The sequence below is a fragment of the Nostoc sp. DedQUE02 genome (assembly GCF_034531035.1).
Lineage (GTDB): Bacteria > Cyanobacteriota > Cyanobacteriia > Cyanobacteriales > Nostocaceae > Nostoc.
This window is the reverse complement of record NZ_JAVRBY020000001.1, coordinates 222,140-246,622: the sequence shown is the minus strand read 5'-3', so window position 1 is coordinate 246,622 and position 24,483 is coordinate 222,140. Positions and strand designations below refer to the sequence as shown.

The window sequence follows — 24,483 nt, the reverse complement described above, 5'->3', positions numbered from 1 at the left end:
GGTTGTTCCAAAAAATTTCATGCCTCATATTCATTTTTCTTTATTACTGCGTTATGGTGCAACTGTATTAATTGTTGCAACTGCACTAGTATTAATGCTGGTACTAGATCCCTGGTTAAGCATGAGTGGAACTCCTTTCTTGCTGTTTTTTAGCGCTGTAATGGTGAGTGCTTGGTATGGTGGTTTGAAATCAGGGCTGTTAGCAACCGGCTTGTCTGCGTTACTGAGCAATTACTTCTTTCTCCCCCCAGCTTACAATCTGAGTTTTGACTTATCCAATTTTGTGCGAATTGGGTTGTTTGTATTACAAGGATTGCTCTTTAGTATCATCTGTGAGGCATTAAAGACTGCTAAAAAACAGGCTGATGAAAATTTCCAAAAGCTGAGAGTGAGTGAGGAAAGATTTCGATTAGCGTTAACTAGTTCAGATATCGTCATATTTCAGCACGATCGCAATTTACGATACCAGTGGATTCATAATCCTCAAGGTCTAGAAACTGTTGAAGACACCCTGGGTAAATCTGACTATGAATTATTTCCAGCCTTAGTAGCAGAGCAATTGACGGCAATTAAGCAGAAGGTAATAGAGACTGGTGTTTCAACCCGCCAAGAGGTTTATCTAACAATTTGTGGAGAAGACCGTTACTATGATTTACTGGTTGAACCACTAAAAGATGTAGACAATAGCATTCAGGGTATTACCTGTGTAGGTGTAAATATTACTGAGCGCAAGCAGACAGAACTAGAAAAAGCCAGGTTGCATCAGGAACTTCAACAAGCTACTCAGCAAAAAGATGAATCTCTGGCGTTACTAAATGCTTGGGTTAGTAGTTCACCAATAGCGTTGGCTTTTCTTGATACTGAACTTCGTTACGTTCATGCAAATGAAGCCCTAGCCGCCATCAACGGTGTACCGCAAACTCAACATATTGGTCGTACCTTTAGAGAAGTACTACCGGAATGGGCAGCAAAAATTGAGCCTGTTTTTCAGCAAGTGATGGAATCTAGGCAGCCACTACTCAACCAGGAAGTGAGCGGTGAAACTTATCCGCCTGGAGTATATCGTTATGGTCTTGTCAGCTATTATCCGGTGTGTTTGCCGGATGGGCAGCTGTTGGGAGTGGGTATTAGTTTAATTGATATTACTCAACTAAAACAAACTGAGCAAGCACTGCAAGAAAGCGAAGCGAAGTTTCGCAGCGTGGTTGAGTCCAATATGATTGGTATTGGCTTCTGGGATAAAGACGGTAGGATTACAGAAGCAAACGATGCCTTGCTGAATATGGTAGGTTATTCTCGTGAAGAATTACTAGCCGGAACACTTCGCTGGCAAGACCTAACTCCTACAAAGTATGTGCCAATTGATCAGCAAGCACTAAATGAATTTCAAGACAGTTCCTTTTGCACACCATATCAAAAAGAATATATCTGTAAAGACGGCTCACACTTACCAATTTTGATAGGTGGTAGCCGTTTTGAAGGCACTGTAGACCGAGGAGCTTTTTTTGTTATTGATATTACAGAGCGTAAGCAGGCTGAGGAAAGACTGCGCTATATTGCCCAAATTAGTAGTGTACTTTCTACTTCGCTAGATTATGAAGAAACCTTAGAACAAATCGCTAAAATCTCAGTTCCTCAGCTAGCTGATTGGTGTAGCGTTGATATTTTAAATGAAGATGGTTCCATTCGCCGCCTACCCATTGCTCATGCAGACCCATCGAAAGCGGAATTGGCGCGTAAACTTCAGGAGTATGTAACAGATCGCAAGGGTGTAAGTGCAATTACTAGAGTAGTGCAAACCGGGCAAAGCGAATTGATTTCAGAGGTATCTGACTCGTTATTAGTGGCAAATTCTCAGAATCAAGAACACTTAGAACTTATTCGGCAATTGGGGATGAAGTCTGTGATGATTGTGCCGTTAATTGCACAAGGGCGAGTCCTCGGTGCTATTACCTTTGTCATCGCAGAATCAGACCGTCACTACGATCGCACTGACCTAACTTTAGCAACAGAGATTACCCATCGTGCCACCTTAGCAATAGAAAATGCCCGACTTTATCGAGATATCCACGAGACTTTAATCCATTATGCCGAGTCTCTATCTCTTCTAGATGCGCTCTTTGATGCTGCTCCTGTTGCCGTATGCTTTTTAGACCGGGAACTGCGATATATCCGAATTAATCAGGTTTTTGCTGACATTAACGGTTTAAGCATCGAAGAACATCTAGGACGCAAATTTGGGGAAGTGTTACCAGCGATGGCAGCTGACTTTGAGCAACAGTTACAGCGCGTGTTAGATACTGGAGAACCCCAGTTGAATGTAGAAGTTAACGGTAAGACAAGGGAACAACCCGAACGTTATGGCTACTGGCTGGGCAACTATTACCCAGTTAACAACGCAATGGGAGAAACGGTAGGAATTGGGATTATTTTGGCAGATGTGACAGCAGCAAAGCAAACAGAAGTTGCCTTACGGGAAAGCGAAGAAAGGTTCCGAACAATGTTCAACCAGGCAGCTGTCGGTATTGCTCTGGTAACGTTGGATGGACAATTTATACAAATTAATCCTGCTCTGTGCGAAATTACTGGATACAGCCATGAAGAGTTAATCCAATTAAACTTCCAGGAAATTACCCACCCTGAAGATTTAGAAATTGATTTGGAAAATGCACGACGAGTTTTAGCAAAAGAAATTAGTGGTTATTCTTTAGAGAAGCGCTACATTCGCAAAGATGGTTCCATTGTTTGGGTAAACTTAACTTCCTCAGCAGCATGGGATGATAAGGGACAACCAAAGTATGCGTTAGGCATCATTGAAGATATTAGCGAACGCAAACGAGTTGAAGCCACACAACAGTTTTTAGTCGAAGCCAGCACCTTACTCGCTGCCTCATTAGATTATGAAATCGCCTTGCAAAGTGTGGCGAATCTGGCAGTTCCTACTTTAGCTGACTGGTGTATTGTAGACGTTTTCCAGGAAGACTGGTCAAATAAACAAATTGCGATCGCGATCGCCGATCCCAGAAAACTACATATTTTAGACGAAATCCAACGGCGTTATCGACCCAAAATTAAAGCCAAACAGCTTGTGCAGCAGCTACGCTTAGGAATATCGGTATTTTATCCCGAATTATCTGACTCTAATCTTCTAGAAATGTCTGATGACAACGAACATCTGCAATTGCTGCAAAGTCTGGGTATTCGTTCTCTGATGGTGATTCCAGTCCGTTCTCGCGGGCAATTATTTGGAGCAATCTCTTTTTTTACGGCCGAATCTGGTCGCTACTATCAACAAACAGACTTGGCTTTAGCAGAAGATATTGCTCGTCGCGCCGCGACAGCCATCGATAACGCCAGACTATACCAGGAAACTCAACGGTCTGTCAATCGCACCATACTTTTACAAAAAATAACTGCTGCCTTCTCGGAAGCCTTAACTCCCCAACAGGTGGCTAATGTAGTGGTGAACCAAGGCATTGCCGCCTTGAAAGCTACTGGTGGTTCTGTTGTCTTACTTACTGAGGGAAATACTAGCCTAAAAGTTGTGCAAGCAATTGGCTATCCGCAAACGCTCATAAATACTTCGACAACTTTTCCGATCACAGCACCTAACCAAATAGCAGAAACAGTCAGAACTGGGCAGCCAATTTTTTTAGAAAATTTAGCAGCCATGATTGCTAGATATCCAGACTTAGCAGATGTTGTGACTGTTATGGCAAATAATGCCTGGGCTTCCATTCCCTTGATAGTAGAAGGTAAAGTAATTGGCGCTTTGGGATTAAGCTTTATTACTGGACAAATATTTAATGAAGAAGACCGGGGATTTATGTTGACACTGGGACAGCAGTGTGCCCAAGCGATCGCCCGCGCTCAACTTTACGAAGCCGAAAAAACTGCCAGGGCACAAGCCGAGACAGCCAACCGGATTAAGGATGAATTTCTCGCTGTCCTTTCCCACGAACTTAGAACTCCCTTGAATCCGATTTTAGGGTGGGCAAAGTTACTCAGAACCCGCAAGTTCGACGAAGCCACTAAAATCCGGGCTTTGGAAACCATCGAGCGGAATGCCAACTTACAAACCCAATTGATTGGAGATTTACTTGATGTTTCGCGGATTTTGCAAGGTAAGGTTAGGTTAAATCTCCATGCAGTGGATTTGAAAATAGCGATCGCAGCTGCCCTAGAAACGGTGCGTTTAGCAGCAGAAGCCAAATCAATTGAAATAAAAACGGTCTTAAGTCCTGATATCGGCAAAGTTTTAGGCGATGGCGATCGCTTGCAACAAGTGATGTGGAATCTCCTCTCCAATGCCGTTAAATTCACACCCACACAAGGACGAGTAGAAGTACGTCTAGAGCAAGTTGGGTTAGATGCCCAAATCCAGGTGATTGATACAGGTAAAGGAATCAGCCCGGAATTTCTGCCCTACGTCTTTGACTACTTCCGACAAGCAGATGCCAAGACAACGAGAGTTTTTGGCGGACTGGGATTAGGACTGGCAATTGTGCGCCATCTAGTAGAACTTCATGGTGGTACAGTTCAGGCAGAGAGTCTGGGAGAAGGACAGGGAGCAACCTTTACAGTCAGCTTACCTTTGCTGAAAAATTCTGAGTCGCGAGTCAGCAGTGGTGAGGCTTCTCAAGAAGAACTCAGTAATGATGACACATTACTTGCTGGAGTCCAAATCTTGCTTGTGGACGATCAAGCTGATGTGCGAGAGTTTTTTAGCTTTGCACTGGAACAATATGGTGCGACTGTAACAGCAGTTGAATCTGCATCAGAAGCGTTGCAAACATTAGAGCAGTCAAAGCCAGATATTTTATTAAGCGATATTGGAATGCCCTTAATGGATGGTTATATGTTGCTACGCGAGGTGAGAAAATTACCGCCAGAGCAAGGTGGGCAAATTCCGGCGATCGCATTGACTGCTTATGCTGGAGAAATTAATTATAACCAAGCAATGGCTGCCGGATTTCAAAAACACCTACCTAAACCCGTCGATCCTGTGGATTTAGCTTCAGCGATCGTTAATCTCATTGGACACAATTAACCATAATCAAGGTGTGTCCGAAAATCATTTTGAAAGGTTAGGTGAAACTACATTAGGGAAGCTTTCAAAATTACGTCGTACCCAATCCATACCCACTTCATTGTTGAGTTTAATTTTCTGCGGTGTATCTGGATAAATTTTACCTAGAATATCCGCATCTTGATCTACTACAACCTTGCCAAACTTGAGATAAGCGTTGCCAAAAAGCTTAAAAGCAGGGTGCTTGGCTTGAGCAAATAGCAAAACGTAAGTTCGTGTCCGATTTTCCGCTTCTGGCACAAAAATGTGACACTGTGCCGCTTTACCCAAGGGCATTTCTCCATGAAAAATTACCAGGGATGGAAAATGATTTTCCAGATGCGCTTTAATCGTGCTGGGTAGCAGAAACAAATCTGGTTTTCTGAGCTTTTCTACTAAACTGTAGGGGGCTGTAGGCATGTCATAAAACGCATGGGAGCGATGCCCTTGATCGATGAATTGATGAAATTCCACCTCAGTAATCCGAAATAAGTCCCGGTGAGTGCCGTTTTGATGATTGTAGTCGTGCATATTCAGCAGCATAGTTAGTAAGTCTGTCTCAATACTTTGATCTGCCGTATGCCCGACAAAGTAGTAAGTATTGGCAATTTCATTCAGCACAGTGGGAATGGATATCTTTGGCTCGTATTCCCCATAAGACCAAATAAAATCGCCTTGAATTGTTAGCTCTAAAGGTTTGAGTTGGGGTAATGTTTTCTTGCTCGAACCAGGCAACACAGTGCAGCCCGATCCATCAAACTTCAGGGCATGAAACGGACAGACTATGGTACTTTCGCTTGCGGCTTCGCACCATCCTTCTGATAGCATCGCTCCCAGATGGGGACAGGCGTTGGGTAAAGCATGGATTTCTCCACCAGCATCCTTCCACATCACATAGTCAGCACCATACAAAGAAATTTTTCGGGGTTGATTCACTGTCAGCATAGATTTGTGCGCTAACAACCAAGGCGCTCCAGGAAGCATAGATTGCATAGGATTCTCTGCTAAATATAAAATTGTGAAATATTTGTCGCATTTTTAAAATATGACAGAACATTCGCATTCGTCAAGTAGCTTGCGTCACCAACCCAAACAGCAGCGAGGTAAGAAACGAGTTGAAAAAATCCTAGATGCTGCCGCCGCTATATTTGATGAAATCGGCTATGAAGCAGCAACAACTCATCAGATTGCAGCCAAAGCAGAGACAGCGATCGGCTCTCTCTATCAATTTTTCCCTGACAAAGCTGCTATTTTCAAGGCGATGGAGTTACGCCATGTTGAGCGAGTGAAAGCTATGTGGGCAGAGGTAGACATTCCAAAAATTGTCCAGTTACCACTGCGTCAAATGATTCATGCGCTTGTCACGACTGTTGCAAAACTATTTGAACAGCCAGTATCGCGGGTAGTGTTTGTGCAGTTTTTTCTGGCACGTGAGATTTTCCAGTCGATTGATGAAAGTATGACCCAAGAAGCGATCAACTTCATGACGAATATGCTAAAGCAGCGAAATCCGGCACTTAAGGAGGAACATTACAGTTTGCTAGCAGAAGTGTGTGTGCATAGTAGCAATGCGGTGATGCTGGCGGCACTTCGCAGCCCAGATCAGGAGTACCGCAAACAGTTAACTCAACAAATTGAGGATTTAATGGTGTCATATTTAGAGCCGTACATGGGTGACAATCGGTTGAGTAATGTAATGAAAGTAATGATATGTCCCCAATGCCAATCGAAGCAGTTATCCAAAAACGGGTATCGGAGGGGGAAACAGTGCTATCGCTGTAAGGAATGTGGCAAACAGTCAATAGAGAATTCCCAGCGATCGCTTATGTTAAAGACATCTCTGGCGGCTCAAAAATGAGTAAAAAAGTAGCAATATCTTGAAGAAAAATCAGAATTAAGCTTATCGGACTCTTAACCTTTGTCTGTCAATTGTTCGGAAGAAAAAGACGATAGGATTCGCTGTCTAATAGAATTCTGAAACCCAGCCACATCAACACGAAGGGAAAAATCTTGCCAGCATAACGGCTGAGTACTAAAGCGATACCAGGTAGACGAGTCAGATTATAGGACATAAACAGCCAGCAGCAAACAATGAAATAGCAAACTGGTACGATCACAGTGAGATTTTGGATTGAGCTAGTGGCAAACAGGGGGATATAGATCCCAAGATTGTTGCCGCCGTTAGAAATTGTTACCGCAGAGACGCGATAGGTTTGGGGATCGCGGATTACGTCCCAGAGCGATCGCTTTCTGGAATCAAATCCGTGAAATTTAGAGTTTCTTTTTAGATTGGCTGACTTATCTTCGGCTGAATCATCCTTATTCAAGTTGAATAAATTGTTCAAGCCAATGAGTATCGGTAGAATCCCCAATAGACCAGTCCAAGTTGACGGAATTGCTAGACCCACTAAGAACCCAACTAAACTTACTATCACTAATGCCGTGAACCCCAGAATCTCACCAACCACAACATGCTGAGGACGAAAAGTCCGATTCACTTCGCTAAAAAAAGCAGTCAGATAAATATTGTCATCAAACGTTGTTGCCACAGCAGTAGCTAGCCCAATCTTAATTGTCGCAATTAACCAATCCATTACAATTCCTCACTCAACACCTATCTAATGAACGAAACTAGCGATCGCTTAACCTGAGAAATCAGCCTCACAAGATCGAGAAATATTAATATGAAAACGCGAGTTTCCCGCATTGAGTGTGACTCAACTTCTTATTTATTCAACTTAGTTATAATACAAGAATTACGCAGCAAAACTACTTATAGTGGCGATAGTGCATTATGCTATGCTTCTCTTAAATACTTCAACTATACATACTATACATATAAAATATTTGCGTAAGTCCTAATAATATATAATCGGAATTAGGTATTGACAATAAATACCAAATATGTGTGATTTCAAAAACCACACTGTAGGAGCAATTTATGAATTCCCCCTACAGCGTGGGTGTATTTACCATCAAAAAATGATGAATAAAAACCTATTTTGGTAAACCTATACCATGATGAATTTGTACAGTGGCTAAGTCCTATATAAATAGCCCCAAAAAATCTAACCCTCTGACTGTATCCTCATAAGTAACGCGCCATTCATTTCAAGCATCAACAAAGGAGTCATTATGATTAGCCGTTTGATTGACCTTTTGCCTAGAAGCAGAGGTCAAAACATCTTACGGTCGTTGAGATCAACCACTTGTAGATCGGCTACCTACAGGTTTGCAGTTCTATTTGGCATCGGACTGGTCTCAATTTTGGTCTTGCCTCTAGTTTTTGACGGTCATGCTGTTGCCGCTTCTGAATCTGACAATCAGCTTTCCGCTCTCATGAATCAGTTTAAACTACCCAAAAGCTCCACAATCCAGTTACTGGAAACTGTGGGACTGTTTATGGGGGGGATAATTTTCTGTGTAGTTTTGGATCGCTGGTTTTCTAAACGTTCCGATCGATCCAGCAACACGCCCCTAGCAGAGCAAGCGCGGCGGCTCAAGCAACTCAAAATTGGATATCCAGAGGGGATGACAAATCTAGAAGTTCTCCGTACTCAAGGTTTGCTCGAAACGCGTTTACGACCTTATGGGTTGAGTGTCACCTGGACAAGCTTTTTATCAGCCTCTTCTTTGATAGAAGCACTCAGTAATGGGACAATTGACTTCTGCGGCGGCGGCGGCACGGCCAGCATCTTCTCTCAAGCGGCGGATCATGTATTTGTGCGAGTGGCTAAGGAAAAATATACTGCTCCCAAAGGTCAAGCGATTTTAGTACCGGAAAATTCGCCGATTCAGACCCTTGCCGACCTCAAGGGTAAAAAGATCGCTTTTGACAAAGGCTCAAGCGCCCATTATGTGCTTGTGCGAGCCTTGGCAAAAGTCGGCCTCGATTTTAGTGACATTGAACCAGTTTATCTGACACAACCGGAGGCGCTGCCCCGATTCCGCCGAGGTGAAATCGATGCTTGGGTGATTTGGGTTCCCTACACAGCGACTCTTGCCCGAAGCACTTATCCAGGGCGATCGATTGCAGACCTAGAGAGCATTTTTGGTGACAAAGCTTCGGTGGAAGTTCCGACCTATTACTACGCGATTCCAGAACTGGTACGCGACTATCCCGACCTGCTCAAGGTGATTTTAGAAGAGGTAAACGAAGCTGGAGCTTGGGCTAAAAAACAGGAATTAGAAGCGGTTCAACGAATGGCAGAACACCATGAAATCGATCCATCCATCGTTGAAACTTTACAGCAACGTAGTGCCGAACGCGCCATCATTCCAATTGACGACCAATCGCTTAATGCTCTCCAGCATCAGGCAAATATATTTAGAGATTTAAATCTGATTCCTGAGCGGGTGAATGTAAAAGATGGAACCTATAGCTTGCAGACTAAGCAAAACTGGACTTATTGATCTGATACCGATCTTACGTCTTTTGTAAACATAAATCTAAAGTTCTTGACGTGTCGGACGGATGATGATTTCATTCACATCAACATCATCAGGTTGCTCAATGGCATAAGCGATCGCGCGGGCAATGGCATCTGCATCAATGGCGATCGCATAAAGTTCGTCCATTCTCGCTGCTATATTTTCATCGGTAATTGTGGTCGTCAACTCAGTAGCAACGGCTCCAGGTGAGATATTAGTCGAACGGATTTCGCCGTTTGACTCTAACCGCAGCCCTTCAGAGATCGCTCTGACTGCGTACTTGGTAGCACAGTAGACTGCTGATCCCGCAAACACCTTATGTCCGGCTACGGACGACAGGTTAATGACGTGACCAGACTTTTGCTGGCGCATAATCGGCAACACGGCAGCAATTCCATAGAGAACGCCCTTGATATTGACATCGATCATCTGATCCCACTCCTCCACCTTTACTTGGTCAAGGGCAGAGAGCGGCATCAAGCCTGCATTATTAATTAGCACATCGATCCGGCCATAAGTACTTAAAGTTTGCTTCGCCAAGGTTTCCACCTGGGCGCGATCTGCCACATCCGTCACTTGATAGGTTGCAGTCCCTCCTGATTTAGCGATCGCAGCAACCAAATCTTTGAGCCGATCTTCGCGGCGGGCGGACAGCATTAGTTTAGCTCCACTAGCGGCAAGTCGCTTTGCGGTTGCCTCACCTAATCCACTGCTGGCTCCGGTAATGATGACGACTTTGTTTTGAATAAGAGACATATTGACTAATGTAGGTTATTGAGTGCTATTTAAGCTGAAATCAGCATTATTCAACCATATAGCAATCCTAAATCATTCGTGACAATCTCTCTCTATTCTCTCTGTGTTCTCTGCGGTAAGCCTCTTTGCGTCTACGTTATAAAAAATTATGGCGTTGCTGATTGCGGTATGAAAAATAATTTTGCCTTATTTCAAAATCTTTGTAGAGACGTTGCAATGCAACGTCTCTACATCCAAATTCATACCTCGATTCAGCAACACCAAAATTATTTTTTACAAATCAAATAAAAATTAAAAAACGTGTCAAATCTGAATTCCTTTTTTTCAGTCTAGTCCTTTAAAAGCGATACCTACGGTAAGCTACGCTAACGCGTGGTGGCGGATATGATCTTCAATAAAACTGGCGATGAAATAATAGCTGTGGTCATAGCCTTCTTGGTAACGCAAGTTTAGCGGCTGGTTAACATCTGCACAAGCTTGCTCAAACACCTCTGGCAGTAATTGTTTCGCTAAAAATTTATCAGCAGTACCTTGATCGATAAGTATCGGACTGTGATATCCTAATTGCTTGACTAATTCACTAGCATCGTAAGCACGCCAACTTTCTTGATTGCTGCCAAGATAACCACCAAAAGCCTTTTGACCCCAAGGACAACGCATAGGTGCAGCGATCGGTGCAAAAGCGGATACTGATTTGTAGAGTTCTGGATTTCTTAAGGCACAGACTAGCGCTCCATGTCCGCCCATTGAATGACCGAAAATGCCTTGTTTTTCCGGTTGGGTGGGGAAGTTTGCGGTAATTAAAGCAGGTAGTTCGTGGACAACATAACTATACATTTGGTAATTATGACACCACGGTTCTTCTGTAGCATCAACAAAAAAACCCGCACCTGTACCAAAGTCCCCGTCATCATCCTCACCTGCAATGCCAGTATTACGTGGACTAGTATCTGGTGCAACCAATATCAAACCATACTCAGCTGCAAAGCGCTGCGCTCCCGCCTTTACCATAAAATTCTCTTCTGTGCAAGTTAATCCAGAAAGGAAATAGAGAATTGGCACAGGTTTTTGAGTTGCTTGTGGTGGTTGATAGATGGCAAAGCGCATTTCACCGTTACAAGTAGAGGAGTGATGACTGTAAAAACCGAGTTTGCCACCAAAGCTTTTATATTCGGAAATGAGGTTAAGGTTAGACATTGGTTATATTCAGTTAAAAATTAATCGCGGTTAAAACCACAACCTAAACAACGCATACAAACAGAGAAAGCTCCTAAAACTGAGACAATCTCAATTAGTAATTGAAATGCCAAGGGAGCTAGAGCCAAACTCCAAATCAAAAGAATTGTCCCGCTAATCATAGCAGTAATGCGATTGATTTCGTCTTTAGTATTGAAAGCCAATAAAAAAGTTACTAAACCAACTAATAATAAAACGAAACTACTCATAAACATATCCTTTACTTATACTATTTATTTCTAAAGTTGCATATACAGCTATACAACTAGTATTTGATTTCTAAAAAAACTCAATACAACTAGGAAGCCTTCTTTCCCCTTGCCTATTGCCTATTGCCTACCTACGCAAATCAGTATGGCTACGCTCCCGTGGGGGATACAGAAATCAAATCGGATTCCTATAATTGTAATTGCTTAAAAGAGGACTAGGGCGTTGCATATTTGCAGATATCATGATTTTGAACAGTTGCAATATCTAGACTATAGAATGCGATCGCATTTCAATCAACCCTGCGACTAGGCAACTTAGTCCCACACCTTTTACAAAACCCAGCATCTACATCATGGAAAGTCAAACCACAACCTGAACAAACTGTTTCTACCTGATTAGCAGTTTTCACCACTTGCTTAATTAAATCTCCCACTTGCCAAGGAATCAACGCAATTCCACTGAAAATCATCAGTACTGTTAACAAGCGTCCTAATTCAGAAATGGGAATCACATCACCAAATCCTACAGTTGTCATTGTGACAACAGAGAAATAAAAGGCATCCAAAAATGTGCCGTATTTTTCAGTATTAACCGGATGCTCGACTTGATAAATTAAACCAGAGTAAATAAAAACAATTGCAAATAATGTAAATAATATTCGCGCAAAAATCATGCCATCTTCGGTGCTGATAGTGGCGAATAAAATTTTTCTGTCAATAAATCTAATTAATCGTAAAATCCGAAACCATCTTAGTAGGCGGATAAAGCTAATATCTACCATTCCGAGAAAAAATGGCAAAATCGCCATTAAGTCAATAATCGAATAAAAGCTAAAAATATACTGAATTTTGTTTTCCGCACTCCACAAGCGGAGTGAATATTCTACCGCAAAGATGATAACGATCACAGTATCAGCCACATTCAACTGAAACCGCGTATAATCAGGAATATTATATGTTTCTGCTACAAAAATTCCTGATGATATTAGCACCAAAAAGGCCAGTGTTAAATTAATCGCTTTACCGATTGGTGTTTCCAGGTCTTTTAAGTAAAATTCTGTTTCTTGTCGGCTTAATAACATATTCGACCATTAATACATCTTAATTTTCAGTTGTAGCATTAGAAATACGATATTATTAACCATTATCCTTATGTTAACTCTAGCTTATATGAACCCAGAATTTTTTATGCATTTAGCATTGGCAGAAGCAAAAGAAGGCGATGCGCCTTACGGTGCCGTGATTGTTAAAGATAACGAAGTTGTTGCCGTAGCTCATAATACTGTGAGGAGAGACAACGATCCATCAGCCCATGCGGAAATCAATGTGATTCGTAGTTTAGCAGCTAAACTTAAAAACCCCTCTTTAGAAGGTTATAGCATATATACGACTGGCGAACCTTGTCCAATGTGTGCAACTGCTTGTATTTGGAGTGGTTTATCAGAAATTGTATATGGTGCTTCAATTCAAGATTTAATTTCGCTCAATCAATCACAAATTAATCTATCTTGTGAAGAAGTGATTGCTAAGTCATTTAGAAACATCAAAGTAACAAAAGGCGTTTTAAGAAATGAATGCTTAGAGTTATTTAAATAAGGTAGAATTAACTTTGCGATTTATTCAATAAGTTAGATATCTGGACGTTCATTTTGATTTAGGCTGTGTTACAGCTTACGTAACACACCAAAAATCCCAAAATAGTGCCGTAATTTCGGCCATAATATACCTAAGTTAATCTAGAGGTTAAAATTACGAATTACAAGTGATTTAACTTGGTTAATTTAAATATGATAAATATGTATTTGCCCAAATAGCAGCTTGAGTGCGATCGCGCAAATTTAACCTGTTTAAAATATTTGTAACATGATTTTTCACCGTCCCTTCAGAAATGTAGAGTTCTTGAGCAATTTCTCGGTTACTAGCGCCTGTAGCAATTAACCGCAAAACCTCTTTTTCTCTAGGAGTAAGTTCAGTTAAACTAGATGGTACAGGCGGTGACTGGGTTGGTGCAAAATGAGAAAATTGAGTCAACAGCTTTTTAACTATACCTGGGCCTAAGTGAGTATATCCTTTATGAACAGCACGAATCGCAACCGCTAATTCTTCTGATGGTGTATCTTTCAATAAATAACCCATTGCTCCATTTTTCAAAGCTGCTGATACATATTCATCATCATCAAAAGTTGTTAGTACTAAAATCTTAGTTTTGCCAAAACGTTTTTGAATTTCTTGGGTGGCTGCAACGCCATCCATAATTGGCATTCTGATATCTAACAAGATTACATCTGGCTGAAATTGAGCAACTAAATTAATTGCCTGTTCACCATTTTCTGCTTCTCCAACTATTTCTAAATCTGGTTCTAGTTCCAATAAAGCTCTTAACCCTTGACGAATTAAACTCTGATCGTCTACCAGCAACACTTTAATCATTATGTTAACCTTGTTAATGGAATATTAACTGTAATTTTACAACCAGAACCAAGAGCGCTATTAATATTAAACTCCCCTCCCAGTGCTAAAGTGCGATCGCGCATACTATGAAGTCCAAAACCAGTAGTGTTTTGTCCTAAATCAAAACCTCTACCATTATCCTGAATTATCAATTGCAAATTACCTTTTGTCATCGTGAGTTCTAATTTCACTTCTGTTGCATAAGCATATTTAGATATATTTGTCAAAGATTCTTGAGTAATCCGATAAATAGCGGTATTGATTTCAGGTGGCAGAGGATATTCAATATTGATTTGATAAATTGGTAAAATGCTGTTTGAGCGATAAAAATTTTCTGAAAGACTAGCGATCGCACGTTCTAAAGATTGTTCTTGTAAGGGATTAGAACGCATCGTAGAAACAGATTGGCGGACATCTTTTAGCGCTTTAGAACCTAATTCCTTTGCTGTAGCGAGAAATGTTTCAGCCTTAACTGGGTTAGATTGCCACAGTTTTAAAGCAGTTTCTAATTGCAGATTTAAAGCAGTTAGAGAATGTCCCAATGAATCATGAATTTCACGAGCAATGCGGTTACGTTCTTCCAAGGTAGCTTGATTTTCAATTTGCGTGGCATATTGACGGAGTTTTTCATTAGCAAGAGCTAGCTTTTCTCGACTTTGCCGTTCAGACAATACTGCATTCATCATCAACAACACAAAAACTAAACTTAAACCAAATACCAGCGACGAATTCAAAATCAAAAATCGATATCGCTCTTGTGCCTGCGGCGATGCTTGAAAATTGAATAACTGATATTTTAGTTGTGTAGTAACTAAAAATAATGCAAATGACAAACTTGTAACGAATAAACGCCCAGGCAACTGAAAAATCAAGCAACTGCGAGTCACTAAAATTATGTAGAGAAAGGGGAAAAGCCGAGCAAATCTCTCCCCAAAAAGTCCAATTATTAAAATTAAGAAAAATTCAATACCTGTGTAGATTACCTTAGCTGTCTGGTTATTTCTAGGTAATTTTAGTCCCATTCCCGCAAAAATAATCAGACTATAAATTGATAGTTCTGGCAATATACTACAAGCTGACAAGTCTGGAAATGCACCACAAATTGATACTTCTGGAGGCTTAGGGCGAAAACGCCGTAACGGAGGTGGTATCACGGCTGTTAATGCGGTGATTGCTAGTAATGACCACTCCAGATAAAGTAGAGAAGGAAAAGGATGTTTCTTAATTTGAATTGGAGGACTCATTAGCCGTGTTGCTCCAGTTATAATTTGTTATAAGTTAGATAAAAATTCCGAATATTTGAGTAATTGCTTCTGCCACTCCAAGTTTTCGCTGTGTGAGAAATTAAAAGTAAGTTACAAGAATAATACTGTTAAGTAATAAGCTAAGTAATCGCTGATAAATTAATCATAATCAAAATTCTCGTGTTCTTAACTTCTACCGTCCTAACTATTTATTGTCAATCATGTTTGTCAAATTTCAATCATGACTAAAGTCATGGGTAAAACCATGACTTTCTCCTCATGTAACTACTAAAGATAAGTTCTTATGATGGTGGCATCCAACCAGGAAAAACCCACCGAACAAGTAATGAAACTCAAAGCATTATCACTAGTTGCTTCCGCGATCGCCTTAACTTTAACTGCAACCTCCTTTGCTGTTCACGCTCAAACAGCCTCTCCTTCACCTCTATTACTTGCACAAACACCACAAAAAGAAAGAGGCCCTTGGAAAGACTTAGGTCTAACAGATGCCCAAAAAACCCAAATTCAGACAATTCGCCGCGATAGCCGCGCCAAAATAGAAGCAGTTTTCACTCCAGAACAAAAGGCAAAATTAGAAGCAGCGAAACAAGCACGTCGCGCTGAGTGGCAAGCACGTAAGGCTCAAGGGCAAACAGGCCAACGCCAGCCAGGACAGCATCAGGGTCGCAAAAAAGGCGATTTTGCTGACTTAAATCTGAGTGAAATACAGAAAAACCAAATCAAACAAATCCGCGAATCTGAAAAACAACAGATTCAAGCGGTCTTCACCCCAGAACAAAGACAGAAATTAGAGCAATTTCGTCAAAATTATCAACAAAGAAGAAATCCCGGATAATACCGAGTCTTTCAAAAAATATTTAAGAAGTCTGAGGTGGGCAGTGTTGCCCATCTCATCCCAAGATAGATTATGATGCAACCGCTCACTGCTTACCCCAATCCCGCTCCTCGTCTGCAACAAGTTTTAGATGTACTCGATCGCATCGCCCAAGCAGAGGGGCGAGATGTTCCCCAAATTGTGGAAATAGAGAAATTGCGTTTCCTTCCGACTGGCACTTTTGGCAGAACTTGGGCAGACTTCCTTACTGAACACAATTTAAAACCTTTCACTACAGGTAGCCGCCGTAAACAACTCCATGACGGGGTTCACATCATCACAGGTTATGGCACAGACTTCGTTGGTGAAGCAGAAATACAAGCATTTTTATTAGGAACCAAATTTAGCATCACTAACTTGATGCTAGGGCTAGGACTGTTACGAGTCATTCATAAAAATTTAAATTCTCAACAACAATTTACCTGGGACAGACTCTGGCAAGCATACCAACGCGGTTGTCACTCTCAGCTTGATCCAGATACTTGGCAACCAGAATTACTCTGGCACTTACCCTTGACTGATGTCCAGGTATTGTTTTCTATAGTCAAAAATTAATAGCCTTCTTGCAGAAGATGCGGAAAGGGGAAAATTTCATCCCCTTTCCCTTTCCCTATTTATTCCCATATACTTCAAGAGAAATTCAGAAGACTCGCTTCGTTCCAAGCAAAAAGTTAAAAGGCAAAAGAAATATTGAATTCATCTTTCTTTTTACTTTTTACTTGGTTCTTTTTACTTGTTATGACTCACCGATTATACGTATTAGCTTAACGTGGAACTGTTAACTAATATATATAAAAGACGCGAGGAGTAATCGATTATGGGACAGACGCAGGAGCTAGGACAGATTATCATCCTGAATGGTACCCCACGCTCAGGGAAGTCGAGCATTGTCGAAGTGATCCAAGAGACGTTTGATGGAGTATGGATGAACTTGGGTGTCGATAGGTTTATGCAGATGACTCCCGCACGATACCTACCCGGTATCGGTCTGCGGCCAGGGGCAGAACGCCCCGACATCGAACCCCTAGTTCCCATTTTGTACAGCGCCATGTATGAGTCCATCGCCGCCCACAGCCGCTTGGGACTAAATGTCGTGGTTGATGTCGGACACCATGACGCATACACAAGGCAACGGGGCATTTTGACCGATAGTGCCCGACGTTTAAACGGATTGCCAGTCTTGTTTGTGGGCGTTCACTGCCCCATCGAGATCATTATGGAACGACGACAAAAGACGGGGTGGAAGGCGGAAAGTGCAGCCGACTCGCCGATGCTACGTCCAGTTCAGTTATGGCAACGTGAAGTTCATATCCCTGGCATTTATGACCTTGAAGTTGATACCTCGTTGTTAAGTCCGGCGGCGTGTGCGGAAGTGATACGCCAGCACCTCGCAGATAGTCCAGCACTGTCGGCATTCCAACGACTCGCTGCACTGTCTCCCACCTAAATAATCGCCTAGCTTAGAAGCCCTAAGCAATAGCCGGATTGTCTTGGAAACCGACACTTCTCTACGAGTAAGGGTGGAAGATGTCACTAGACTTTCAAGCTAGTTATGAGTTATGAGTTAATTCAAAACTCCTAGCTTGATTAAGATGTCCAAAGAATTCCCAATTGGTAGTAAAGTCCGTGTTGTGACACTACCAGCTTATGTCAAAACTGCTGAACCTATGCCCATGCTGCGTCCCCCTAATGTAATTCACATTGGTGAAGAAGGTATAGTCATTGACCGCAGACCTGGCGGATATTGGGGTATTCGCTTTGCTAGGGGGACTTTTCTCCTAGATAGTCAATACATCGAAAGCACAGATACCCCACCCGAATCTCACTTAAAGTGAGATTTTTCGCAACCAAGAATTGTAAACTTGTGTAAAGTTGTGATTCTGGTTTGCGCCATGATTTCTCGCCGCACTTTTTTAAGCATATTATTTGCCAGCTGTATTTCTCTTATCAGCTGGCTGAATTTTACTCTTGCTGCTGATGCTATGGGTGGTAAACTTCCTGCAATTAATCAACCCGCACCAGAGTTTACTTTGCCAACTAACACAGGTGATGGCAAAATTTCCCTTTCTGACTTGCGCGGTAAATGGCTAGTCTTGTACTTTTATCCTAAAGACTTTACCTCTGGTTGTACTATAGAAGCTCGTCGTTTTCAGCAAGATTTACCCCAATACCTTGAAAAAAACGCTCAGATTATAGGCGTTAGTGCTGATGACATTGATTCCCACGCCAAATTTTGTGATTCAGAGGGATTAAAATTCCCTCTGTTGGCTGACACTGATGGTTCAGTGAGTAAAGCTTATGGTTCGTGGCTCGGCTTTTTATCGATGCGCCATAGTTTTATCATTGATCCTCAAGGTGTCTTGCGCGAGACTTTTGTGAAAGTCAACCCCACTATTCACAGTTCAGAAGTACTAGCACGATTAGAAAAATTGCAGTCAACAGCTTCTTAGTACAGCATTTCATTAATTCGTAGCGAATTAAATTTAGCAATACCCTGCAATGGCATTGTTAATGCATCGGGTTGCATTGTTAATGCGTCGGGTTGCATTGTTAATGCATCGGGTTGCATTGTTAATGCATCGGCTTGCATTGTTAATGCGTCGGGTTGCATTGTTAATGCGTCGGCTTGCATTGTTAATGCGTCGGCTTGCATTGTTAATACATCTCAATGCAATGCCAATGCGTTCCTCTGTATTGAAAACGCTAGGCTTTTACGCAAAACTGTACTTAGACAATTAGCCTAAGTTAGTTTTGCGCTGTGGTATTTGAAAGCAATTGTTCGTAATCTCTTGGTGTATCAATATCGATATCACCTAGTGGAAAAGGAATGGAAAACACTTCATTGAGGTTATTATTAATAACTTTTTTTGCTCCTGAAGTTTCTTTCAAAGCAGTAAGCTCGGAAAAAAATCTCTGACTAAATAGAGCGGGTACACCTAATGTACCCCCATATTCACAAGCAACGATCGCTTTGTTGACTGAATAATATGTATCAACAAGTTGATTAATAATTTGGTGAGAAACAAATGGCTGGTCGCAAAGTGTAATAACTACTGCTTCGATTTTTTGAGGAAGATTATTTAACAATTCAATACCGCTCTTGATTGAAGCACTCATTCCACAAGCCCAATCTAAGTTCTTAACTACTTTAACGGGAAGTTGTTTAATTTGGGGATGAATTTGTTCTGCATTGGCTCCTAGTACTACTACCACCGGTTGACAAACTGAAGCGATCGCCATTTCTGTAATGTATTGCAAAAAACTACGTCCTTGGTAAAGCAATAGTTGTTTTGGTGTACCCATTCGAGTCGATGCACCAGCAGCAAGAATCATAATGGCTATGGTTGATTTCTCATTGTCTATTTGCTCAGTGTTAATTACCATAACAGACAAAAATTATGTGGTAAGTAGTAAGTTTAAATTGCTTTCATTGCATTGGTGAATTGGTTGATTGCGATTTTTTAAAAAATTACCACTGCGGTTTGTTAGCACTGCTTGAATTTCGGCAATAATCGCGATCGCTATTTCTTCTGGTGTATCTGCTCCGATGTCAATCCCCACTGGACTATGCAATCTTTTTAATTGTTCAGTATTATAAACTATTCCTTGCAATCGCAAATCTTCAAGCAATCTTTCAGTACGCGATTTTGGCCCTAAAACCCCTATGTAGCGTGCAAGAGATGGCAACAACATTTTCAAAATTTCTAGGTCGTCAAGGTAATTATGCGTCATCACTACAGCAGCTGTGTGGGCATCAATAAATACCTGTTGATGGACAATTTCTCGTCGGCTAAGAATGACATCACAAGGCAGAGGAAATCGCGCTCTAGTTGCCTCATTAGCTCGACAATCAACTACAGTAACCTGCCAGCCTAATGCTTGAGCAAACTGGGCTACGGGTACAGCGTCATAACCTGCACCAAATATTACTGCGTGTGTGGGTGGTTGAATAACTTCGATGAAAACTTCTGCATTGCCTAAAGGTAACTGATAGTTATTTACCCTTGATTTTTGATTAGTAAAGGCTGCTTGACTATCTGCAATCAGAGATTGAATTAAATTGGTATCTTTGATATCAGTGATAAATTTACCATCAGGATACAGCAGTAAACGCGACCCTAGTTTAACTTTTACTGTGCCTTCTAAGGCAAAGACTGTGGCAATAATACCCAAGTGTTTTTGATTGAAGCACTCTTGTGTAAATGCGATCGCATTTGGTGTACTTTCTCTCTCCAAACGTTCGATGAGAACTTGTACTATTCCATTGCACCCCAAACCAAAACCCCAAAGAATATCTTCCGAGGCGGTGTTATCGTAAGTAACAACAATTGGTTCCCCGTCGGACATTCGTTGTTGAGTATGCTCAAATACGTCGTTCTCTAAGCAACCAGCGCTGATTGTTCCGACCATCCGACCTGTATTTGTCATTAGCATTTTAGCACCTGGTCGGCGATAGGTTGAACCTTGAGTTTTGACTACAGTCGCCAAAAAAGTAATTTCACCACTTTTTTGACTTGACTCGAAGCTTTCTATAATTGCTTGTAATTCATTCATTTGATTGTTTATTTTTCTGTTTCTAGCAGTTTCAATGAAAACAATGGTTTTTCTCAGCTCGTGCTTCTTAGGATTGGTGAGCATAAATCATGTGAGAAATAATCGGCGGTTCATCGCCTTGATGAAAGGCAAAAACTCTTTCACGAATCTCTCGATCTGCCACTGTAAAGCGTTCATACTGACGTAAATGATCCACCCAAGACTCGACGATAAATGTCTCTAAATAACGATTCGGCACAGATGTATCATGAAAGATGCCCCAGCGAATTGCACCATCTCGTAGCCGCACCACTCGCAGAGCATGAACTGCTGTAATGAATTCCTCTGCTTGCTTTGGGTCAATATAATATTCAAGTGTGACTAAAACTGGGCCTTCTTCTGGTTGCAATTCAATTACTACTAGTGGTTCCGCCCGGCGTAATGCTGGGCCTAAATCAAGTTTTCCTGATAGCAACGGGTAACGCCGTGCTGTGAATGTTCCCCCGACTAAGCCAATGGCAGCAACGAATAAGGCACTCGGCATTCCCCAATGTTCTGCCGCTACACCCCAAATAATGCTACCAATTGCTGAACCTCCTTGAAATACCATTTGATAAGTTCCTAGCGCCCGCGCCTGCACCCAAGCCGGAACCGCAAGCTGTACTGTAATATTCAAGCTGGATGTCATACTTGTCCAAGCAATTCCAGCCGCCAATAAAGCCAGCAATACCAAAGGTACGTTGTGAATGAATGCCAATATTAATGTGGCAACTGCAAACACCAGAGTTCCGGCAATCACAACTCCATCGGCTGTGAGATGTTGCCGCACTCTTGGCATCAAAATTGCACCGAAAATTGCCCCCAATCCAAAGCAACCAAGTAGTAAACCATAACCGCCTGCTCCCTGTCGCAAATCCTGCTGTGCTACCAAAGGCAGCAACGCTAACAACGCACTCGTGCAACTAGTTAAAACAGCCGCACGAATTAACACGGCTTGCAGAGCGGGAGAAAAGCGGAGATAACGAATACCAGCCCGCATAGAACCTAATACTCGCTCTGTGGGAAGGGCGCTTTCATAAAACGGTTTGCGTTGCCAACGGTAAAGGATGAAAATCACCCCAATAAAGGAGAGGGCATCAATTAAAAAGACGACTCCGGCATTGGCTGCCACTAGTATAAAACCTGCGATCGCAGGCCCAACGGCTCGGGCAATATTAAATCCTGCACTATTTAAAGCAATGGCAGCCATGAGTTCTGATCGCGGTACTAATTCTGGTACAATTGCTTGCCAAGCTGGGCCATTCATTGCTGCTCCCAAGTTGAGCAAAAATGTCAGCGCCAGCAATGACCACGGTGTAATCGTACCTGCAAAAATCAATCCACTCAAGATCAGTGCCGCAACCAGCATCCATACTTGCCAAAACAGCAGTAACCGACGGCGATCAAAAATATCTGCTGTTGCTCCGGCTGGTAGTCCTAACAGCAGCACCGGCAAAGTTGCAGCTGTTTGCATGAGTGCCACCAGCAAGGGAGAGGTGGTAAGAGAAGTCATTAACCAAGCTCCCGCCGTGTCCTCCATCCAGCCGCCAATGTTGGAGACAATTGAGGCAATCCAGCGATCGCGAAACAAAGATTTACGGAGCGGACTCCAAGCAGAGTTTGTCATGACTGGGGTATCTCGGATTTATCATCACATCTCTCAAAACCTTGTGCAGGGGAGCAGCACTTCGGCTACGCTCAGTGACCGGGGGAACAGGGGAGAGTTCAATGTGCCTTGTTCTTTTCCCTTTGTCTCTGAAGCACCTCTGCACTCAAGCTTGTGAGAAATGCGGGGGTATGCACGTATTACTTCAGCATTCGAGGAGCGGGGCCGCGAGTGGTGTCTAATCCTGAGACACGTGGTAGGGTAATCGTTTTGCCTGTTTGTGCGGCTTCGTAAATCAACGCCATCAGTTTTTGGTCTTGCAAACCTTCTTCACCAGGCGTATGGGGTTGCTTATTTTGAATCACACAATCCGCCATGTGATCGATTTCTAAAGCGAACTGGTTCTTCTCACCTATCCGCACTTCGCTAATGTTTTCTGCCATGCTATTGGTTGGCGATTTGCGTGAAACCATCATTCGCAAACCGCTATAGGAGAATGCCGGATCAAGTTGTCCCCAAGCATCAGAGCCGAAGACGCGAAACCGCCGCCCTTCGTGAAAGCCGTAGCTAGTAGAGCAAATCCCTAGCACTCCACTAGGAAACCGCAACTGGAAGGTGACACTTTCTTCTACTTCTTTGAAGCGCGGATCGCCAGGAGTGCTGAAGATTTGGGCGTTAATTGCGATCGGTTCCTCTCCTGTCAAATAGCGAGTTGCATTCAAGCAATAAATTCCCACATCTGGTAAAGAGCCACCTCCAGCTAAAGCGCGTTTCAATCGCCACTGGTTTAAGTCACCGCCTTGGTTTTGTCCGTTATCTGCCTGAATTACCTTGATGGTTCCCAATTCTTTGCTGCGGATCATCTGAATCATGGCGCGATGGTGCGGCTCATATTGACAGCGATAAGCAATCATCAGCTTGCGATTCGCTTGTTTGCACGCGTCGATCATTTGTTGAGCATCTTCGACTGTCGTTGCCATTGGCTTTTCACACAGAATATGCTTTCCAGCTTTTGCACCACGCACCGTATATTCCCGGTGCATACTGTTAGGCAATACGATATAGATTACATCAACATCTGAATTGTTGCGGAGATTGTCGTAATTCTGATAGTTGTAAACATTCTGCGGTTTGATGCCATACTGCTGGGCAACTTGATTTGCTTTGGCAGCATCACCACTAACTAATGCAGTTGGCTTTGCTAGTTTACATTCTGCAAACGCAGGCATGATTTCTTCTAATGACAGTCTCCCAAGTCCGACGATCGCAAATCCCAAGCGTCGCTCTGGAGGTAATGCAGTTGGTGGCCCACCCGTATCAACCTCAGTTTTTTCTGAGATGGGCGCAAACTCAATCTGAGGCGGCAATTCGCCTCCGCGAGGAGTGGTTTGTCCTGTTGGCTGTTGGGCAGCAACCTCTTCGCCCATACTACCAATTGCGGCGGCTGAAACGGCTCCTAATCCAGCACTAGCGAGAATTTGACGACGAGAAAAATTTCCTTTAAACAATTCAGCCATCGTGGTATTGAATGATGAAATAATGAAATTTTGGACTTAGTACAGCAATTCGTAGCAAATTAAATTTGGCAATACCCTGCAATGCTAATGCGTCGCTTGGCAATGGCAATGCATCGGCTTGCAATGCCAATACGTCGGCTTGCAATGCCAATGCGTCGACTTGCAATGCCAATACGTCGACTTGCAATGCCAATACGTCGACTGACAATGGCAATACGTCGGCTTGCAATGCCAATGCGTTCTCTGCGATTAAATAAATCTGCTTTGATGCACAACGTATTGCTTTACGGGGCAATATGATTCAGATAAACTTTTTTCTCCCTTCTGCATCCCCCTACGGTATACACACAAATCGAATTACCCCCTAATCCCCCCGATATATTGGGGGGAAACAAGAAATCTAGTTCCCTCACGCCACTTGCTTCTCCCAGGGGGAGACGCTACGCTAATAAGTCGGGCATTGCCCGCCCAACGCAATGGCTCTCCAATACATACGGG

The 24,483-nt window shown here is 42.5% G+C and carries 23 protein-coding genes; 9 read left to right on the top strand and 14 right to left on the bottom strand.

Translation table 11 applies throughout. The features are described from left to right. Positions 1-19 precede the first annotated feature (19 nt). Positions 20-5,050 carry a PAS domain S-box protein gene (locus RMX98_RS01120; protein WP_322676976.1) on the top strand — a complete coding sequence of 1,677 codons (5,031 nt, stop codon included), beginning with the start codon at positions 20-22 and terminating at the stop codon, positions 5,048-5,050. Positions 5,051-5,074: 24 nt separating this feature from the next. On the opposite strand, the gene RMX98_RS01115 is transcribed toward RMX98_RS01120, so the two are convergent. After that, positions 5,075-6,052 carry a Rieske 2Fe-2S domain-containing protein gene (locus tag RMX98_RS01115; protein WP_322677013.1) on the bottom strand — a complete coding sequence of 326 codons (978 nt, stop codon included), beginning with the start codon at positions 6,050-6,052 and terminating at the stop codon, positions 5,075-5,077. 61 nt (positions 6,053-6,113) lie between these two features. Here RMX98_RS01115 and RMX98_RS01110 point away from each other — a divergent pair, with 61 nt between their 5' ends. Then, the gene (locus tag RMX98_RS01110; RefSeq protein WP_409880980.1) at positions 6,114-6,926 is read left to right on the top strand and encodes a TetR family transcriptional regulator; all 813 of its coding nucleotides are present in this window, start codon (positions 6,114-6,116) and stop codon (positions 6,924-6,926) included. Between the two features lie 67 nt (positions 6,927-6,993). Here the strand turns inward: RMX98_RS01110 and RMX98_RS01105 are convergent, their stop codons facing one another. Beyond that, complete coding sequence (locus RMX98_RS01105; RefSeq protein WP_322676975.1) at positions 6,994-7,662, bottom strand: cadmium resistance transporter; 669 nt, start codon at positions 7,660-7,662, stop codon at positions 6,994-6,996. Between the two features lie 679 nt (positions 7,663-8,341). Here RMX98_RS01105 and RMX98_RS01100 point away from each other — a divergent pair. Next, positions 8,342-9,481 carry a sulfonate ABC transporter substrate-binding protein gene (locus RMX98_RS01100; protein WP_322676974.1) on the top strand — a complete coding sequence of 380 codons (1,140 nt, stop codon included), beginning with the start codon at positions 8,342-8,344 and terminating at the stop codon, positions 9,479-9,481. 36 nt (positions 9,482-9,517) lie between these two features. Here the strand turns inward: RMX98_RS01100 and RMX98_RS01095 are convergent, their stop codons facing one another. From RMX98_RS01095 to RMX98_RS01080, 4 genes are all read right to left on the bottom strand, one after another. After that, positions 9,518-10,255 carry an SDR family oxidoreductase gene (locus RMX98_RS01095; protein ID WP_322676973.1) on the bottom strand — a complete coding sequence of 246 codons (738 nt, stop codon included), beginning with the start codon at positions 10,253-10,255 and terminating at the stop codon, positions 9,518-9,520. Between the two features lie 360 nt (positions 10,256-10,615). Beyond that, on the bottom strand, positions 10,616-11,452 hold the full coding sequence (gene fghA, locus RMX98_RS01090) for an S-formylglutathione hydrolase (protein ID WP_322676972.1): 837 nt from the start codon (positions 11,450-11,452) through the stop codon (positions 10,616-10,618). A 20-nt stretch (positions 11,453-11,472) separates the two neighbouring features. Beyond that, complete coding sequence (locus tag RMX98_RS01085) at positions 11,473-11,700, bottom strand: hypothetical protein (protein WP_322676971.1); 228 nt, start codon at positions 11,698-11,700, stop codon at positions 11,473-11,475. A 290-nt stretch (positions 11,701-11,990) separates the two neighbouring features. Further along, positions 11,991-12,782, bottom strand: coding sequence for an ion transporter (locus tag RMX98_RS01080; protein ID WP_322676970.1), 792 nt, complete (start codon positions 12,780-12,782; stop codon positions 11,991-11,993). A gap of 88 nt (positions 12,783-12,870) precedes the next feature. Here RMX98_RS01080 and RMX98_RS01075 point away from each other — a divergent pair, with 88 nt between their 5' ends. Then, on the top strand, positions 12,871-13,296 hold the full coding sequence (locus RMX98_RS01075) for a nucleoside deaminase (protein WP_322677012.1): 426 nt from the start codon (positions 12,871-12,873) through the stop codon (positions 13,294-13,296). 180 nt (positions 13,297-13,476) lie between these two features. Here the strand turns inward: RMX98_RS01075 and RMX98_RS01070 are convergent, their stop codons facing one another. Both RMX98_RS01070 and RMX98_RS01065 read right to left on the bottom strand, forming a co-directional pair. After that, positions 13,477-14,130, bottom strand: coding sequence for a response regulator transcription factor (locus tag RMX98_RS01070; protein ID WP_322676969.1), 654 nt, complete (start codon positions 14,128-14,130; stop codon positions 13,477-13,479). Then, on the bottom strand, positions 14,130-15,395 hold the full coding sequence (locus RMX98_RS01065; protein WP_322676968.1) for a sensor histidine kinase: 1,266 nt from the start codon (positions 15,393-15,395) through the stop codon (positions 14,130-14,132). The genes RMX98_RS01070 and RMX98_RS01065 overlap by 1 nt, the downstream gene beginning before the upstream one ends. 346 nt (positions 15,396-15,741) lie before the next feature. Here RMX98_RS01065 and RMX98_RS01060 point away from each other — a divergent pair, with 346 nt between their 5' ends. The 5 genes from RMX98_RS01060 (at position 15,742) to RMX98_RS01040 (ending at position 18,740) form a co-directional block, all read left to right on the top strand. Continuing rightward, the gene (locus RMX98_RS01060; protein WP_322677011.1) at positions 15,742-16,251 is read left to right on the top strand and encodes a P pilus assembly/Cpx signaling pathway, periplasmic inhibitor/zinc-resistance associated protein; all 510 of its coding nucleotides are present in this window, start codon (positions 15,742-15,744) and stop codon (positions 16,249-16,251) included. A gap of 72 nt (positions 16,252-16,323) precedes the next feature. Then, the gene (locus RMX98_RS01055) at positions 16,324-16,845 is read left to right on the top strand and encodes a Coq4 family protein (RefSeq protein WP_322676967.1); all 522 of its coding nucleotides are present in this window, start codon (positions 16,324-16,326) and stop codon (positions 16,843-16,845) included. A 262-nt stretch (positions 16,846-17,107) separates the two neighbouring features. Next, positions 17,108-17,737, top strand: a complete 630-nt coding sequence (locus tag RMX98_RS01050) for a phosphotransferase-like protein (RefSeq protein WP_322676966.1) — start codon at positions 17,108-17,110, stop codon at positions 17,735-17,737. Positions 17,738-17,882: 145 nt separating this feature from the next. Further along, positions 17,883-18,125, top strand: a complete 243-nt coding sequence (sipA, locus tag RMX98_RS01045) for a regulatory protein SipA (protein ID WP_322676965.1) — start codon at positions 17,883-17,885, stop codon at positions 18,123-18,125. A 57-nt stretch (positions 18,126-18,182) separates the two neighbouring features. Beyond that, positions 18,183-18,740, top strand: a complete 558-nt coding sequence (locus tag RMX98_RS01040) for a peroxiredoxin (RefSeq protein WP_322676964.1) — start codon at positions 18,183-18,185, stop codon at positions 18,738-18,740. Here the strand turns inward: RMX98_RS01040 and RMX98_RS01035 are convergent. From RMX98_RS01035 to RMX98_RS01010, 6 genes are all read right to left on the bottom strand, one after another. Beyond that, the gene (locus RMX98_RS01035) at positions 18,737-18,943 is read right to left on the bottom strand and encodes a hypothetical protein (protein ID WP_322676963.1); all 207 of its coding nucleotides are present in this window, start codon (positions 18,941-18,943) and stop codon (positions 18,737-18,739) included. The genes RMX98_RS01040 and RMX98_RS01035 overlap by 4 nt on opposite strands. 92 nt (positions 18,944-19,035) lie before the next feature. Further along, positions 19,036-19,674 carry a nucleotidyltransferase family protein gene (locus RMX98_RS01030; protein ID WP_322676962.1) on the bottom strand — a complete coding sequence of 213 codons (639 nt, stop codon included), beginning with the start codon at positions 19,672-19,674 and terminating at the stop codon, positions 19,036-19,038. Between the two features lie 12 nt (positions 19,675-19,686). Beyond that, complete coding sequence (locus RMX98_RS01025; RefSeq protein WP_322676961.1) at positions 19,687-20,844, bottom strand: XdhC family protein; 1,158 nt, start codon at positions 20,842-20,844, stop codon at positions 19,687-19,689. 67 nt (positions 20,845-20,911) lie between these two features. Then, complete coding sequence (locus tag RMX98_RS01020) at positions 20,912-22,489, bottom strand: MFS transporter (RefSeq protein ID WP_322676960.1); 1,578 nt, start codon at positions 22,487-22,489, stop codon at positions 20,912-20,914. A gap of 179 nt (positions 22,490-22,668) precedes the next feature. Continuing rightward, positions 22,669-23,985, bottom strand: a complete 1,317-nt coding sequence (locus tag RMX98_RS01015) for a Gfo/Idh/MocA family oxidoreductase (protein WP_322676959.1) — start codon at positions 23,983-23,985, stop codon at positions 22,669-22,671. Further along, the gene (locus RMX98_RS01010) at positions 23,978-24,193 is read right to left on the bottom strand and encodes a hypothetical protein (protein ID WP_322676958.1); all 216 of its coding nucleotides are present in this window, start codon (positions 24,191-24,193) and stop codon (positions 23,978-23,980) included. The genes RMX98_RS01015 and RMX98_RS01010 overlap by 8 nt, the downstream gene beginning before the upstream one ends. Positions 24,194-24,483: the final 290 nt, after the last annotated feature.

Coding starts and splice junctions, on each gene's coding strand:
- RMX98_RS01085 (WP_322676971.1), bottom strand. CDS start 11,700: ATGAGTAGTTTCGTTTTATTATTAGTTGGTTTAGTAACTTTTTTATTG.
- RMX98_RS01060 (WP_322677011.1), top strand. CDS start 15,742: ATGAAACTCAAAGCATTATCACTAGTTGCTTCCGCGATCGCCTTAACT.
- RMX98_RS01035 (WP_322676963.1), bottom strand. CDS start 18,943: ATGCAAGCCGACGCATTAACAATGCAAGCCGACGCATTAACAATGCAA.
- RMX98_RS01065 (WP_322676968.1), bottom strand. CDS start 15,395: ATGAGTCCTCCAATTCAAATTAAGAAACATCCTTTTCCTTCTCTACTT.
- RMX98_RS01040 (WP_322676964.1), top strand. CDS start 18,183: ATGATTTCTCGCCGCACTTTTTTAAGCATATTATTTGCCAGCTGTATT.
- RMX98_RS01025 (WP_322676961.1), bottom strand. CDS start 20,844: ATGAATGAATTACAAGCAATTATAGAAAGCTTCGAGTCAAGTCAAAAA.
- RMX98_RS01055 (WP_322676967.1), top strand. CDS start 16,324: ATGATGCAACCGCTCACTGCTTACCCCAATCCCGCTCCTCGTCTGCAA.
- RMX98_RS01050 (WP_322676966.1), top strand. CDS start 17,108: ATGGGACAGACGCAGGAGCTAGGACAGATTATCATCCTGAATGGTACC.
- sipA (WP_322676965.1), top strand. CDS start 17,883: ATGTCCAAAGAATTCCCAATTGGTAGTAAAGTCCGTGTTGTGACACTA.
- RMX98_RS01105 (WP_322676975.1), bottom strand. CDS start 7,662: ATGGATTGGTTAATTGCGACAATTAAGATTGGGCTAGCTACTGCTGTG.
- RMX98_RS01075 (WP_322677012.1), top strand. CDS start 12,871: ATGAACCCAGAATTTTTTATGCATTTAGCATTGGCAGAAGCAAAAGAA.
- RMX98_RS01015 (WP_322676959.1), bottom strand. CDS start 23,985: ATGGCTGAATTGTTTAAAGGAAATTTTTCTCGTCGTCAAATTCTCGCT.
- RMX98_RS01070 (WP_322676969.1), bottom strand. CDS start 14,130: ATGATTAAAGTGTTGCTGGTAGACGATCAGAGTTTAATTCGTCAAGGG.
- fghA (WP_322676972.1), bottom strand. CDS start 11,452: ATGTCTAACCTTAACCTCATTTCCGAATATAAAAGCTTTGGTGGCAAA.
- RMX98_RS01020 (WP_322676960.1), bottom strand. CDS start 22,489: ATGACAAACTCTGCTTGGAGTCCGCTCCGTAAATCTTTGTTTCGCGAT.
- RMX98_RS01080 (WP_322676970.1), bottom strand. CDS start 12,782: ATGTTATTAAGCCGACAAGAAACAGAATTTTACTTAAAAGACCTGGAA.
- RMX98_RS01120 (WP_322676976.1), top strand. CDS start 20: ATGCCTCATATTCATTTTTCTTTATTACTGCGTTATGGTGCAACTGTA.
- RMX98_RS01095 (WP_322676973.1), bottom strand. CDS start 10,255: ATGTCTCTTATTCAAAACAAAGTCGTCATCATTACCGGAGCCAGCAGT.
- RMX98_RS01110 (WP_409880980.1), top strand. CDS start 6,114: ATGACAGAACATTCGCATTCGTCAAGTAGCTTGCGTCACCAACCCAAA.
- RMX98_RS01115 (WP_322677013.1), bottom strand. CDS start 6,052: ATGCTTCCTGGAGCGCCTTGGTTGTTAGCGCACAAATCTATGCTGACA.
- RMX98_RS01030 (WP_322676962.1), bottom strand. CDS start 19,674: ATGGTAATTAACACTGAGCAAATAGACAATGAGAAATCAACCATAGCC.